The 15,948-nt window shown below is 36.8% G+C and carries 8 protein-coding genes; all 8 read right to left on the reverse strand.

Features of this window, described 5'->3' with window-relative positions:
- Positions 1–7: 7 nt before the first annotated feature.
- Positions 8–331, reverse strand: a complete 324-nt coding sequence (gene trxA / locus BBBE_RS00125; protein WP_010700599.1) for a thioredoxin — start codon at positions 329–331, stop codon at positions 8–10.
- Positions 332–441: 110 nt separating this feature from the next.
- Positions 442–3,900, reverse strand: a complete 3,459-nt coding sequence (gene addA, locus BBBE_RS00130) for a double-strand break repair helicase AddA (protein ID WP_010700600.1) — start codon at positions 3,898–3,900, stop codon at positions 442–444.
- Positions 3,897–7,025 carry a double-strand break repair protein AddB gene (gene addB / locus BBBE_RS00135; protein WP_152023211.1) on the reverse strand — a complete coding sequence of 1,043 codons (3,129 nt, stop codon included), beginning with the start codon at positions 7,023–7,025 and terminating at the stop codon, positions 3,897–3,899. The genes addA and addB overlap by 4 nt, the downstream gene beginning before the upstream one ends.
- 502 nt (positions 7,026–7,527) lie before the next feature.
- Positions 7,528–9,021 carry a tRNA (adenosine(37)-N6)-threonylcarbamoyltransferase complex ATPase subunit type 1 TsaE gene (gene tsaE, locus BBBE_RS00140; RefSeq protein ID WP_010700602.1) on the reverse strand — a complete coding sequence of 498 codons (1,494 nt, stop codon included), beginning with the start codon at positions 9,019–9,021 and terminating at the stop codon, positions 7,528–7,530.
- A gap of 54 nt (positions 9,022–9,075) precedes the next feature.
- Positions 9,076–11,541, reverse strand: a complete 2,466-nt coding sequence (locus BBBE_RS00145) for a sensor histidine kinase (protein WP_010700603.1) — start codon at positions 11,539–11,541, stop codon at positions 9,076–9,078.
- A gap of 731 nt (positions 11,542–12,272) precedes the next feature.
- Positions 12,273–13,274 carry a complex I NDUFA9 subunit family protein gene (locus tag BBBE_RS00150; RefSeq protein ID WP_010700604.1) on the reverse strand — a complete coding sequence of 334 codons (1,002 nt, stop codon included), beginning with the start codon at positions 13,272–13,274 and terminating at the stop codon, positions 12,273–12,275.
- Between the two features lie 44 nt (positions 13,275–13,318).
- A complete protein-coding gene (locus BBBE_RS00155) occupies positions 13,319–14,626 on the reverse strand; it encodes a bifunctional folylpolyglutamate synthase/dihydrofolate synthase (RefSeq protein ID WP_010700605.1) in 1,308 nt (435 codons plus the stop codon).
- A 3-nt stretch (positions 14,627–14,629) separates the two neighbouring features.
- The gene (gene accD / locus BBBE_RS00160; protein WP_010700606.1) at positions 14,630–15,550 is read right to left on the reverse strand and encodes an acetyl-CoA carboxylase, carboxyltransferase subunit beta; all 921 of its coding nucleotides are present in this window, start codon (positions 15,548–15,550) and stop codon (positions 14,630–14,632) included.
- Positions 15,551–15,948 lie beyond the last annotated feature (398 nt).

The following is a 15,948-nucleotide window of genomic DNA, read 5'->3' on the forward strand; positions in this document are numbered from 1 at the left end:
AACAGATTTAACTAAGCCCCTCTTTAATCCATTCATAGAGGCGTCCTTTAGAAACAGCACCAACCATATGAGATGAGATATTTCCATTTTTGAACATCAAGAGAGTAGGAATTGAACGAACTCCATATTGTGTAGCCAACTCTGGATTTTCATCAATATTAACTTTAGCAATTTTCACCTGACCTTCCATTTCTATTGAAATTTCATCAAGAATTGGTGCAATCATTTTGCAAGGGCCACACCATTCTGCCCAAAAATCAACTACAACAGGGATGGAAGAGGTAAGAACTTTATTTTCGAAATTGCTATTATCAGCTTTTATACATGTCATTGATTGAGCCTTTATATATTCATTTGTACATATTAGAATGACTTTGATTAATGTCAAGTAATGATAAATTAAAGGAGGGCAAGATCTTTTAGAAAGTCCTTTCTTTTTTGTTAGGCTAATTCATTCAAACATGCATCGAGTTTTTCAGAAGTAAGTGTAAAAATTTTTGCTTCTTTGCAATAAATAAGAAAAGCATCAATATTTTTATTGGGGTAAATAGTTTGCAGCAATTTCCGATAAAGAGCCATTTGTAATAAATAGTTTGGGGCGATAGTAGCTTCATCTTCTGGTGGAATTCCTGTTTTAAAATCAGCAAAAAGAACATTATCTTGGGTGATGCATAAACGGTCAATTTGACCGGAAATTATTTGTTCTTTACCATGAATTGTAACAGTGCCCATGAGAGAAACTTCGGCTTTGGAATTAGCAGAGAAGAGAGACTTGAGATTTGAATTTTCTAACACTTCCCAAATTTGATAGAGTGCTTTTTCTCTTTGGATTTCAGGCCAATGAGAAGCTTTGATGTTAAGATAGCGTTGAGCATAATCAAGACGTTTTTGGGGAGGGCACTCAGGCAGATATTGTAGTAAGCGGTGAACCAAGTTACCATATTCAATAGAGAAAATTTTATTCGTGTTTTTTTCTCCTAAAATAGGTGAAATGCTAAGGTGTTCTTGATGAGGGGAAAGTTCAACGTCAATATCAATGGAACGACCAGCAACAGAAGGTCTGAGTGGTTTTGGTAAAACTGGTTGTGAAGGCATTTTGTGATGAAAAAAAGCTGGCAAAGGTGGAAATGTTTGTTTATCTTCATCAAGCATTTCTTTGTTTATTAGGGTAGAAGAATTTGTAATAGAATAGCGCCAAGCTGCTATATCTTCTGTCGGGCCTTTTATGGTAACGCTGTGGGGCTGAAGGGCTTTTTTTACTAATTTTAGCCATGTATTAGAGTTTTCTTTTTGACTGCTATAACCGCAGACAATCAATCGATCTTCAGCACGTGTCATTCCCACATAAAGAAGACGCTTATACTCTTCTTCTGCACGCTCTTTTAAATATGAGAGTGCTTTTTCAAAAGGTTTTGTATTAAATTGTGCATTTGGGCGCCAAATAAGAGCTTGTCTTCCATTCAAAAGAAATGTGAAAAAGTGCGGTATGTAACATGAATCCCAGATTGCACTACCCGGATCAACCAAAAAAACAACAGCGCTTTCCAATCCTTTAGCAGCGTGGATAGTCATAATACGAACTTCTTCATGGTTTTGATCAAGTTCACGCTTGATTTCTGGTTTATTGGCACTCAATGTTTCCAAAAAGGCTTGTAGTCCTGGCAAACCGGTTTTTTGAATCGTGAGTGTATAATCCATAAAAGCGTCAAGAATTTCATTTGCTTCAGATCCTAAACGAGCAAGGATTTTTTGTCGTCCTTTGTCATTGTTGAGAATATAACTATAGAATTCAAAAACAGGCATTTTATCGACAAGGGTGCGATATTTGCTTAATTTTTCAAAAGCATCTTTATAAGATGCATGTGATGAAGCATGGATATAAAGACTTTGCCAAAGTGATCCTTTACGTTTTGCTGCAAGATGATAGAGTGCATCTTCGCTAAGTGCAAAAAGTGGACTTTTTAAAACACAGGCAAGAGAAAGATCATCTTGTGGTTGCAAAACAAATTGCGCAAGCGCCATTAAGTCACGCACACTGATATGGCTGGTTAGCTGTAAACGATCAGCACCAGCCACAGGAACGTTATGTAATTTAAGTGCGCGAGAAAGAGCAGGTACAAATTGATCATGTCGTTTACGAACTAAAACCATAATGTCACTGGCACGCAGTAAACGTCCTTTTGCTGGAAGCATTTTGCCTGAATGCAACCAATCAGCAATGGTTGCGGCAATCTTATTTGCTAAGTGTATTTCAGGTGTATCCACATGATCAACAGTTAAATGCCAATCATCAGGAAGCTCGTTTGTTTCTTTGGAAATGGCGTCCCATAAAATAACTTCGCCTGGGCTGTTAATACGAACAGGTTCGTGCACTGTTTTTACATTGTCTGCTGAAAGTCCTTTATAATTTTCCGGTGTTTCAAATACAAGATCAACACCTTTGAGGATATCAGCTGTAGAGCGAAAAGAATAGTGCAGTTGTATTTTTTCAAATTTTTGATTAATGCGTTGCGCTTGTTTTTGAAACATCCGGCCATTTTTAGCAAAATTTTCTGGTTCAGCACCTTGAAAAGAATAGATAGATTGTTTTTCATCACCAACAGCAAAAATAGTGCGGATATTTGTGTTTTGACTATAATCTGCAAAAAATTCCTGCGCTAAAAGCTGGATAATTTGCCATTGCTCAGGGTTAGTGTCTTGTGCTTCATCGATAAGAATATGATCAATGCCACGATCAAGTTTGTATTGCACCCACTGACTTGCACCTTTGCGCTGCAATAAATAAAGTGTGCGTTCAATAAGATCATCAAAATCTAACAAGCCATTGGCTTTTTTTAAATCTGCATAGATTTTAAGATAAGTAGCACAAATCTGAAAAGCGGCTATATTGAGTGTAACGAGCTTTATACATTGACGTTTGTCTAACAAAACAGAGATCTTGTCTTGCTTTTCTTCAATCTCTTTTTGAATGAAAGACGAAGTTTCGTCTAATTTTTTGGAAAGAAGACGTGAAAAATTACGTGGTATGCCGTCAGTTGTAAAGTAAATGCTTGATACAATGTCTATGATATCTTCTTCATCTGAGATGGTCGCTAACTGAGAAAATTTCTCTATAATGCCTGTTACTCTTTTATTACCGTAGGTTTGAAAATATTTGAGGGTATAAGGAGACAATGAAGCAGTTTGTTGAATTTCTTTAAGTATTTGTGAATGTGTTTCATTGGGTGCTAAATTAAAAAATGCACGTAGTTGCTGTTTTCCACTTTCAGATAAAATGAAAGGTAAGAAATCAGAAAGTTCGTGTTGTTTTTGAGTAGCTTCATGAAGCAATTGATCAAATGTACTTTCGCTAATAGTTTTAAATAGCTCTTTTAAAGCCGATTGCACATGACTATGTGCCAAAAGTTGGCAACGGACTTGATGCAATAACTGTGTTCGATTTGTATCGTCAAGCAATTCAAAATGGCCAGCAATATTAGATTCTAGCGGAAATTGATGCAATAAAGATTCACAAAATGCGTGAATGGTTTGGATTTTTAAGCCACCTGGTGTTTCAAGGGCACGGGCAAAGAGTTTACGCGCATGAGCTAGTTTTTGTGCACTTGAGGGCTTATTTTCAAGTTGCGATAAGAGTGTTTGAAGTTGCTCATCATTAAGTTCGTTCCAACTGGAAAGCGTGCGAAAAATACGCGATTGCATGACGGAAGCGGCTGCATTGGTATAAGTTAGACATAAAATGCGTGCTGGAGGTGTGCCGTTTAAAAGCAAACGGATAACGCGTTCACTTAGAACATGGGTTTTTCCAGATCCTGCATTTGCAGAAACCCACACATTTGTTTTTGGATGTGTTGCTTTTTTTTGTGCATCAAGGGCGGCTTCAGGAATAAAAAAAGTAGTCATGATGAGCCTGCTTTATAAAAATTACCAGACCATTCCGATAATCGAGCCAAGTGATCATAATCACCTTCATAACGATGAGGTGAAGGGAGTGCGTGTGAAAGATAGCCTTGTTGTGGGTTTTGATAATACTCAATCAATGCGATAAGACGTTTCCATACTTCTTGACTAAGCGAGACAGCGCTTGTTTGGTCTTTTGCTTTTTTGCGTGGGATAATCGATTGAGATTCGATTGGACCTTTTGCTTTAAGGGGGATATAAAATAAGTTTAACGGAGTAAAATCTTGGAAGTCTGTAAAAGCTCCTTGCATTAATAAAGCTGCTTCTAATGCCAATTGTGGATGTAATAAAGCACGAACCTGTTTAGATGAAGGAGGAGTATTGGTTTTAAAATCAAGAATTTCAACCATTTTACCAGGCAAAATATCAATACGATCAGCACGTCCTGAAAGAGTGATACCTGTTGTGCCTATAGGTGTTTTTTGAGCAATAACTTCGACATGTCGTTCTCGAGGTCCGAGACTTTGTTCCCATTTAATAAAAAAAGGAGCAAAATTTTCAAAAATTGACCACCAAATTGCTTCAATGTCAGGAGGCAAATTTAATTTGTCGAATTCTTTGCGCCCAATGGCCAAAAGTGTAGCTAATGCATGGGTAACATTTGGGTCTTTTATTTGTGAGCAAAAAGAAGCAAGAATAGCGTGATATAAAATTCCACGTTCAGTTGCATGGGGGTTATAAATAAGTGTTTTAAGTGGTTTGAGACGCAAGATTTTTTTAGCATAAATAGCATAAGGATTATAGCGTAACGTTTCTATTTCAGTTACTGAAAAATGACGCGGGCGTATATCAAGTGGCGGTACAGGGCAAGGTCGTAGTGTAAAACCGATCGTGTCTGTTTTGTCAAGCATTTTCGCCCAATGAAGAAACGTCTCTCCCCGTGAGCAAATTTGCTTCCAAACTTGTTTGCCCACTACTGTTTCTAAACGTTGTAACCAGCGTGAGGGAACAGAAGGAATATGGTTGATCCGCGTAGCTCGGCTCATCACCACTTTATTCATTCCCATAGCCCATTGAAAATCATGTGCGGCAAGGCCAATACGCTTTTCAGGTGGTTCAAGAGTTAGTGTTATTTTCATTGGCCGCGATAAAAAAGCATCGTTGCGAGTTGTTATAGGCCAAGATCCTTCATTAAGGTTACCAAGAACAACTGTGTCGACTGTTTGTAAGCGCGATTCCAAAGTACCCCAAATAAATAAGCGTGGATGCCCTCCAGGAGAAGGGCCTACACAGCGAGCTGCTATAAGGGCTAAAAACATAGCCGGCCATTCACAAAGATCAAACTTTAATTCTGATTGATCGCTAATCAATTCATGCAAAAAAATTGATAAAGTTTTTCCTGCTTCATTTTGATAAAGATGCACAAAAGAATTATTATCGTCTCGCCCAAAATTTTCAAACGCCTCAACAGTTGCTCTTGCAACTTCATTGATGGTACATTCTTTATCCTGTTTCATCAAAGACACTAATGGTTCAATTGCTTTAACCAAAAGATGACAAAGTGAGCGTGCTTCTTCGGTTTTTTGTGGATCAAAGGAGCAGTTATCAGGCATGTTATAGGAATGTGTTTGCACCCATGTTTCAAGAAATTGATCACATTCGCAAAGATTGATACGATTAGGATTGCCTCGAAGAACAAATAATTCAAAATTTTCTACTATTTCACGTAAACGTTGACGATTTTGTCCTAAAATTGTGAGTGGGTGTTTAAGAAGAGATAGAAAAGCGATTGGATCACCAGGCTTAAATACATTCTCTAAGAGAAGCCGTAATAAGGTTGCAGGCAATGTATGTGCAAGCGGCATTCCACCTGAATCATTTGCTTCAATCCCAAATCGCTGTAATTCAGTGACAACACGGCGCGCTAAATTACGGTCATTAGTAATAAGAGCTGCAATTTTTTGAGGTTCTTCAATGGCATTACGTAAAGCAATAGAAATGGCTAAAGCTTCTTCGCGTTCATTAGCAGCTTCAATCAGTGACCAATCTGCGCAAATACTTTCATAATCATCGCGTACGATTTGTGCCCATTGATCTGTAGTGGAAACTGGTCGTAGCGCTTCTGATACAAGGGCAGCGCGTTTTGTTTGCATAATACTTCTTTGGCCAATTTCACTTACATGAATGCGTTGACATTTCATAAGAGATAAAAATTTCTTTAAATGGTATTGAGGATGGCTAAAAGCATCAAGAGCATGGTCGAAACAATCAAGAGTTGTTGTACCTTTATTGATTGTGCTTAATGTATCCCATTGCACTTCATCCATATAAAGATCAAGTCCTGGGAGAACAACAGCTCCTTTGGGCAGGTAGGCGACAACTTTTGAAAGATGTGCAACTGCGGGAATAGAACCTGTTGCGCCGGCAACGATAATAGGTTTATGAGGTTGTGTGCGGTGTAAAATATCTGCTTGTATTTTGAGTACTTGATTACGCCATTCAGCTGGATTGCTTCGTTGTTTTTCCTTTAAAATTTGAGGCCAATTTTGTGTGATAATAGTTAAAAAATCTAAAGTGATTTGCCACCATTCAGCAACCGTATCAGGGCAAATATCTTTGAGTTTTGACCAATCTGCAGATTCTGTTTCAACTTCATCCATCAAGCATGCTAAATCTTGGGCGAACCAAATTGCATCGGCGGTATTAGTAGGAATGAGCACATCTTCTGTACCAAACATAGCACGCAAATGAGCTGGCAATTTTTCACGCCAAGGACGAATAAGGCGCGCTAGAAGAAGAAGACGTTCACTTTCTCTAATGGGGGGATTGAGTGTCAAAATACTGTTATGATCTTCAACAAAAAAAGAATTTTCTTCATCCATATCTCCTAAAGGACGGATAGTAGGCAAAAAGCTTGATCGTGTATGATTTCTTTCAACAAAGGCTGCGCGTAAAGCACGAGCAGCACGTCGTGTTGGTACATAAATAAGAGTATCAGCAAGAGCAGCTTGAATGTCTCCATTTGGTGCGAAGTCATCAATAAGGGTGCCTGAAAGAAGTGCATCAACGATATGAGGCAAAAAAGAAGTTCCAGGAGAAATAGAAAATACACGCGGTTTACGAGGCACTGAGCCTTTTTTTGGGGGCATAAAGATTCCATCTTAGTTATCTTTTAATTAATTTCCATTGTATACTAATTTTCAATTAGCAAAAGCCTGAAAACTGCGTTTGTACAATAGCTTTTCCAAAGAAAATGAGATGAATGAAGTGTTTATAAAATAAGTGGATTGCTTAGAAATAGCATTATTATAGCTACTTTGAAAATTATCTAAAATTGCTCAAGAAAGTTTATTTTGAGGGTCAATAATACAACCATTATGTTTATTTATAGTTTTGTGGCATGTAACGGTTTAAAGAAATGGGTCTATAGGGACTGAAGTTACAATAATATCCCATTTGTATGGAACAAAAAAATTGTGGTTAATCAAAAGAAGAGCTGCGTTTAAGAATAAAAAAACGATTTTGCTTGAAAAAAGTGGTTTAGCGGTACCAAATTTTGAATCTTATAACTGTTTTACAGATAAGAAGCGTGTATAAGGCATATGACTAGTGGGTTCAATAGTTAGATATTTACAGTGTGTTTGTAAGTATACCCACTTCTTGATAAAAGCTTTGTAAATGAGTAAGGCTTGGGTGTGAAAGATTACGGGCAAGATAATCTTGCAAATGAGGTAAATGTTTAAGGTACGATGACTTTCCATCTTGTTGATGAAGTCGTATAAAAATTCCTAAAACTTTTGAAACTCGTTGAGCACCGGCAAACGCATAAAGTTTACGCAATTCATCTTCATTAAAAGATCGTGGTGCTTTACGGCGCGCATTGCAATAAGCATCGAGAATTTTTGTTTCCAATGTTGGTGAAATATAGCAACGTGCATCTTGCGCTAAAGAAACAAGATCATAAACTGTTGGGCCTTGCAAACCATCCTGAAAATCAATAAGACCAATGCGATCAATTCCTTTTTTATGAGCACGCCAAAGAATGTTAGGCGAATGATAATCGCGCATAACAAAGGTATTTTCTCCTTGAACTAACATGTCAAGATAGGGGTGCCAACAGGTAAAAAAAGCATTACGTTGTTTTTCGTCTAAAGGTTTTTGTTTTTGAAAGGGTATATACCAGTCCAGCAGTAAGGAAAGTTCTGCTTGCATAGTTTGGTAATCATAACAGGGAATTTGAAGCGAAAATGTCGCAAATTGTTTTTCTGAAGGCCATGACTTTTGGTGGAACGCCGCCAATAGTTCACTACAAGCAAGGTAACGCTCTTCTATAGGATTACCCATTTGATCTAAAAGTCCTTCACGCCCTAGATCTTCTAAAATTAAAAAGCTCTTTTCAAAATCTTCAACAAAAATACGAGGAGCAGAAAATTCATTATCCAAAATAAGTCGACTTATTCCTACAAATTGACGGATATCTTTTGCAAGATGTGCTATTTCTGAATAAGAGGAATTAGCATCATGTGTTATTTGCATAGTCGCTGCATCCATAAAAACCTCTTGATGGTGACCATCATTTAAAAGTTCATAGGAACGTGCTGAGGCATCACTTGCTAAAAAACAACGATGGACATGACCACGTCCATGATTTGTTAGGAAGGAACGAATGGCAAAGGAGTGTTGTAGGCGCTGGACAGAATGTTCTGCTGATATCACAGTAATATGACGTCCACAGTTTTTGTGTTGTAAAGTGATAGCAAAGGTAGCAGGCCCTAAAAGATCTGCTCCTTTTTCTGGCCATTCTATCAATAAAACACTTTGTTCACGCGCTTCATGAAGTCCTAATTCGTCAATTTCTTCCATCATAGAAAGGCGGTAAAAATCAGCATGGATAACTTCAAATTGTGGAAGCTGATAATCTTGAACAAGGGTAAAAGTAGGACTAGGAACATCCAATGTATTATCGTTAGCAAGTGCACGGATAAGGGCACGGGCAAGCGTTGATTTTCCTGCTCCAAGATTGCCTTGAAGTGTTACAAGGTCGCCTGGTTTTAAGGCAAGGGCTAAATCTTGTGCAAAAAGTTTAGTTGCTTCTTCATTTTCGAGAAAAAAACTAAAATTCATAAAGAGTTCCATAAAATTTATAGAAAAAAACTGTTATGATAATTAAAAGTAAGATTAAGAAATTATATTCTCTTTTTGCATTGGAAAAAAGCACTTAACTGTTGTCCCTTGGCCCATACCGGTTAAAATTTTAACATGTCCACCATGAAGTTCAACGAAACTTTTAACAAGAGAAAGTCCAAGACCTGCTCCTGCACGTCCACCATGATGCGGGTGAGAAGAAAAACGTTTAAAAATCCGATCCAGAATATCAGTTGGAATGTCAGATCCTTCATTATGAACGCTGAAAACAATGTTGTCTTCTTGTTTATTAGCACAAAATTCAATAGTGCTTGCTTCCGTTGCAAAATTAACAGCATTACTGAGTATATTAACAAAAATTTGGTGCAAACGTGTTGCATCAGCTGAAATAAAATTTAAGGAAGGAGAAATTTGTTGTGAAAATGTGATATAGCGCCCGTTAAGATGTTCTTCTACTCGGGCAACTGCTTGCGCCATAGCACCGGCAATGTTAACTGGTTTAATGTCTAATTCCATAATACCTGCATCAAGAGTTGCAAGATCAAGAATGTCATTGACAATATTCAAAAGGGCATTTGACTCTGATTGGATATGGCCAAGATATTCACGCTGACGTTTATTAATAGAGCCAAAAATTTGGTCGCGTAGAATGTCAGAAAACCCAATAATATTGGTAAGAGGTGTACGTAATTCATAAGAAACATGTTGAACAAATTCGTTGCGTAAACGGTCAGAGTTTTCTAGAGCTTCATTTCTTTCTTGCAGTGCACGCGCAATATAAACACTATCGGTGACATTAACAAATGTTAACATTGTTTGTCCGTTGGGTAGTGGTACCAACGTATAATCAATAATCGTCCCATTTTTTAAGTCTATGCGACCTGAATATGCATCACGTTTGTCAGCAAAACCCGTGATGAATTTGCTAAATTGTTCCCATTCTTGTCCCACGGTTAAAGTTGAACAATGGGTTTGTAATTGTGTAATATGAGTTCCTTCTACTAGTAAATTATAAGGTAAAGACCACAATTTTGATAGGGCTGGATTTGATAAACGAAGACGTCCATCAGTTCCAAAAACCACTACACCTTCGGAAAGTTTATCAAGTGTTTCACCTTGTATTTTAATTAGTGTGTTATAACGTCGTTCAAGATCAATTTTTTCAGTGAGATTTTCGTAAAACCAAGTAATACCTCCTTGTGGATGAGGGCTAGCAATAACACGCACTGTACGTCCATCGGGAAGATTCCAAATTTGTTGGTTCGATTCTATTTGCTCGTAAGCTTTAAAAAGCTCTTCTTTCCATGCACGCCAATCAGGATGTTCACCAAGAAATCCTTTTTCACGCAACTGTTCAAGAAGCAGTGAATGACTTGGTTCACTTTCTAAAAAGGAATTTTCCAACGGCCATAAAACTTTAAAAGCATGATTGCAGAATTTTAATTTTTGGTTAGTATCAAAAATTGCTACAGCTGTTGAAATTTGGTCAAGTGTCTCACAATGATTTTGAAGAACTCGTCTCATTTCTTTAGTAAGATTTTCATATGCACTATCATCACGGGCAAAAGCTGCCATCCCCTCTGGGGTTGTGATACGGGTGAGGTGAAAGTGGCGCCGTTCTCCATTGATCACTGTATGAACATGTTCTTGAAAAACTGTTTCTGTTTCAGTTGCTTTACACTGTGTATCTTCATTGAAAAGATCAGTTATCTGATTGCTGCCTTCTTGGAAGTCTGTTATTTCTCGAAAAGCACGGTTGATAAAACAGATTTTTCCTTTACAATCTTGAATCCATACCGGTTCTTGAATATGGTCAAGAAGGTTACGTTGTAGTTTCAGTTCCTTAAGTAACTCAGTGATATTTTCCTTTAAACGAATATTTTCATGTTGCTGGGGTGAGATATCTTGAAAACGCGCAATAGCTGCTGTTCCTGCGACGACACCTGTAACTTGCAATAATATTTTATTTGTCGTGGTAATAGAAAGTTCAAAAGGATGACCATTACAACGCAATTGAATCAGTGCTTGATCAAGTTGTCTTAAAGATGATTCTTCAAGCCAACGCCCAAAGCATTGAAAATTTTTGTGATTAATTTCTATTTTTTGTAATGCAGAAATATTACCAATTGTATGCGGTAAGGCTGTTGGATTTTCCCAAATAAGAAGACACTGCTCGGTTTCTTCAAAAAGCCATTCATAATATTTAAGCTTTTCAAAAAAATCTGCTTGAATCATTTTCAATGGCTTCCATGAGGCTTTTTTTATAGCCATAATAACCGCTATACATATGAGCAGTGAGGTACAAGAAATACCTCCAAAGAGTGCTAGAATAAACCATGAACCATCTGGCCAAGTGAAAGTAGGAAAAGAGAGAAATTCTAACGATTGAGCAACAGCTGGCAATGGGGAAAAAAAGAACAAGAAGCAAAAAATACCAGTATAAATTTGAATGATTTTTTGAGTTTTTTCTTTGGAGTTATAGTCACCAAAGTTGTGCACGATGCGTCTCCTTTTTTTACCAAGGAAATGTTCTAATAACGGTAATAATTGAGCTTTTTAGGGTTCTTATAGGTAACTCCAATATAGACAGCTTATATCTTCCGATAGAACGTTTGATTTTATTTCTAACCGATCAAGGTAAAGACATGCAACTTTTTCATTAGGATATTTAAGCAAAACGGTTACTTTATTTTGTAGTTTTCTGTACAAGAAATATATGTCTCATTTAAAGATTAATGAGAAGAAAATTCTTTACGAAAATTCATCAGATTGAGTATTTTCGTTTTTGGTGAAAAATACCAGATTTTTTGCTAGCTATAAACAATAAGTTCGCTATCCTTGATAGTAAATATTAAACTATCATTTTTACTCCTCTAAAATTACTTTGTTCAAAGTAATAAGGAAGCTTTAAAAATACACGCATATATAAAGATTTCTTTATGTGTTTATATGAAAAAATCTTTTTTAAACTTTTATAAGTTTAACGATAAACAATATGTTGAATAATGATACTCCCAAAAGGCAACAAAGAATATCATAAGTTGTATTGATAAAAAAAACTAATGGTTTGTAGTGGTTTTGGCATTATAAGAGGAAGCCAAAAAATTTATTTATAAGGTTATATTCTCTGGAAAACGACAAATGAATATAAATTTGAACGTTAGTACATCTAACTTTTTTCTTTTAGGACACAAGACTTGTTATCGATTTAGTTACAAAAAGAATGCGTGTTAAGCTGATAAACTTTTAGAAAACTGCCCTTGTGGACGAAACCGCCATAGGTAACTGGGTAAAATAGCGCTCATTGTTTTAGGAGTAATCCCTACTCCTTCTAACGTTCGTCCATTTTTGATAGCTTCTTGAGAGACGATGTTGTCCATTTGTAGAAAGTGCATTTGATCAACTGTCATAAGTTCTGGTAATAAGGGTATTTTACCGATATTTCCTAAAACATTTCCAATGAAGAGACCAAAAGAAAGAGGCATGGATAAAACTATTTTTTTGCGGTGGATAATTTTTAGTACATTTTCAACGATATTCTGGAATGTCATAACTACTTGTCCACCAAGATCATAACTTTTTCCAAAGGCAACCTTTCCTTCTAAAGCGCGTGTAACAAATTCAGCGATATCACCAACATAAACAGGTTGCAATTTATTTTGCCCTCCACCAAAAAGTGGCATAATAGGCGAAAAGCGAGATAAATTTGCCAAAGTATTAAAAAAACAATCTTCCGGCCCAAAAATAACCGATGGGCGCATAATAATTGCTTGAGGATGGCTATGATGTACAATTTGCTCACTTGTAAATTTGGCACGGGTATAAGAGCATAAGGTGTTTTCATCATTGGCGGTGAGTGTTGACATATGAATGAGCGGAATATTCGCTTGAGCTGATAATTCTGCAACATTTTTGGCGCCATCAATTTGTGTATTTTGAAAATTCGACTGATTTGCTTGCGTTAAGCTTCCAGGAAGAAAGATTGCACCTTCTGCTCCAAGCAATGCACGGGCAACAGAAGTGTGGTCCTTAACGTCAGTTGCAAGCATTTGAGTTTGGCCCACTTCGCCTATTTGTAACATGTAATAAGCTTTTTGCGGACAGCGAACAGCAATACGAACGCGATAACCCCGTTTGGTTAAAGTTTCAACGATATGTCGTCCTACAAAACCTGATCCACCGAAAACAGTGATAAGTTTAGGATGTTGGTAAAGAGTGTAATCAAGTTTCATAATAAAAAATTCTATTTATTAAAGCTCTATAAAGAAAAGAATTTTTAGCATGGCGGTGTTTCATTGTCACGTAAAATATCACCTGCAAGGTAAAGAGAGCCACCAATAAAGATGATTGCATCTTTATGTTCTAGACTAATTTTATGAAAAGCAGTTTGTAGATTAGCTTGCGGGCTAGCAGTAAGCCCTACTTTTTGAGCTGATTGGGCTAAAATTATTGGGCAGATACTTGCATCATTAGAGTTCAATGGAATTGTATAAACTTTATCTACGAGATTGGCCAGAGGGCGAAAATAACCAATAGTGTCTTTAGTTTTAAGCATACTGGCAATCATAATAATAGGACGGTTTGATTTTTTTTTCCATTGTGTAAGTTCCTCTGCAACAACTTTTCCAGCAGCAGGGTTATGACCACCATCTAGCCATAAATCAGTACTGAGAGGAAGTTGATCAACTAATCGTCCATGGGTAAGATGTTGCATTCGTGCTGGCCAGTAAAGATTGCGCAAAGCTTTGCTTATTGTTTGTTGTGAAAGCTGAAAACCTGCTTGATAGATTGCTTCAATAGAAGCACCAGCATTAGCAATTTGGTGAGCACCAATAAGATTAGGAAGTGGTAAATCCATTAAACCTTGATTATTTTGGAATACCATACGTCCATATTCTTTATAACTTTGATAATCCTGGTTAAAAATAGAATAAGGCGCTTTGTTTTTATCGGCAAGGGTGCTTAAAACACAATGAGTTATATCATAATTTTGCTTACCTATGACCACAGGAACAGCTTGTTTGATAATTCCCCCTTTTTCAAAAGCGATTTGTTTAATAGTGTTGCCAAGAAAGGTTTCATGGTCATAGTCAATGGGCATTATAAGGGATACAGCTGGCTTGTTAATCACATTGGTAGCATCAAAACGCCCTCCTAATCCAACTTCTAAAATTATTGCATCAGCTGGATTTGTACTAAACAGCATAAAAGCAACAGCTGTGAGAATTTCAAAAATAGAGATCGGTTCATTACAGTTTACTTCTATAATTTGATGAATTGTTTTGATCAGTTGGTCATCTGTGACAAATTGACCGTTTAATCGCCAACGTTCATTCCAATGCACCAAATGAGGAGAGCTGTATACATGAACACAATAGCCTGCACTTTCCAACAAAGCCCGACAAATAGCTGAAGCAGATCCTTTACCATTTGTTCCAGCGATGTGAATAATAGATGCAAGCTTTAAATGCGGGTTACCAAGACGCTCTAAAAGGCGAGAAATGCGTTCTAAAGAAAGGTCAAATTTTTTCGGATAAATTTCTAGTAAATCATCAATCACTTTTTTTGTATGGTTTTTTTTCATAGTTCAAGCAGCATTTGTTTCAGAAAACGCTGTTTGAGGATTTTGAGATGATGGATAATAAGGCTTTTGGGGCGTAGAATGTTTCATCATCAAGCGTAAAAGACGCGCAATAGTAGCTTTCATATCCAAGCGTGATACAACCATATCAATCATACCGTGATTAAGAAGATATTCACTACTTTGGAAACCTTCTGGTAAAGTTTCACGGATGGTTTGTTGAATAACACGCGGCCCCGCAAAGCCGATCATAGCTCCAGGTTCGGCAATGTGAATATCTCCTAACATAGCATAAGAAGCAGTTACACCACCGGTGGTAGGATTGGTAAGAACCACAATGTAGGGAAGTTTTGCTTCTTTCATCATTTCAATTGCCACTGTTGTACGGGGCATTTGCATTAGTGACAATATTCCTTCTTGCATTCGTGCTCCACCAGAAGCAGCAAAAAGAACTAAAGGACATTTATCTTCAATGGCAGTGTGAAAAGCTTTAATAATAGCTTCCCCTGAAGCCATACCAAGTGACCCACCCATAAAAGCAAAGTCTTGAACGGTGGCAATAATTGGTAAGCCTTCAATAGTTCCTCGTGCATTTAAAATATTATCATCAACACCAAGTTTGGAGCGATATTCTTTTAACCGGTCAGTATAGCGTTTTGTATCGCGAAATTTTAATGGATCTGTGGCAACCTTTGGATTTTCAAGTAATGTATAAACACCATCATCAAAAAAATGCATAAGACGGTTTTTAGCACTAATGCGCATGTGATACCCCGAAGAAGGAATCACATATTGATTGGCTTCTAGATCTTTATGAAATACCATTTCACCATTAGTAGGATCTTTAATCCATAGATTGTCTGGAATTTCGCGGCGACCTAGTATAGAGTTAATTTTAGGGCGAACATAATTTGTAATCCAGTTCATTTTATAACCTCCCTTTAAATATTATACATTTTTCATGTGGCTTAAGGGCATAAAGAATTGAATGCTCGGATTCTTTTGATTGATTGAATAAACTATTTCGTTTTATTTTTTTGCTAATATTGGCTCTCATTATATTGTTTTAGCTTCCCTTGTTTATTAGTGATGGCATGAACAAAGAAAGTTGTCTTTAACAAATTTATTAACAATTTCAGCAATGTATTTTGCTCGTTCATTTTTTTGATATCAGATCCTGTTACAACAGGTAAGGATATATTGTTGATTACAATTACAGAGTCACTCTGGTTGAGGAAAGATGTTTCCTTTAATATTTGATCAGTGACGTTTACTCCAAAAGCATAATAAACGAAGTTTAAACTATTTTGCAAAATTTTTGATAT

Origin of the sequence: Bartonella bovis 91-4, from assembly GCF_000384965.1 — a bacterium.
GTDB lineage: Bacteria > Pseudomonadota > Alphaproteobacteria > Rhizobiales > Rhizobiaceae > Bartonella > Bartonella bovis.

Bases quoted from the DNA above. Each gene is read 5' to 3' on its own strand.
- trxA (WP_010700599.1), bottom strand. From the start codon at position 331: ATGACATGTATAAAAGCTGATAATAGCAATTTCGAAAATAAAGTTCTT.
- accD (WP_010700606.1), bottom strand. From the start codon at position 15,550: ATGAACTGGATTACAAATTATGTTCGCCCTAAAATTAACTCTATACTA.
- BBBE_RS00155 (WP_010700605.1), bottom strand. From the start codon at position 14,626: ATGAAAAAAAACCATACAAAAAAAGTGATTGATGATTTACTAGAAATT.
- tsaE (WP_010700602.1), bottom strand. From the start codon at position 9,021: ATGAATTTTAGTTTTTTTCTCGAAAATGAAGAAGCAACTAAACTTTTT.
- BBBE_RS00150 (WP_010700604.1), bottom strand. From the start codon at position 13,274: ATGAAACTTGATTACACTCTTTACCAACATCCTAAACTTATCACTGTT.
- addA (WP_010700600.1), bottom strand. From the start codon at position 3,900: ATGACTACTTTTTTTATTCCTGAAGCCGCCCTTGATGCACAAAAAAAA.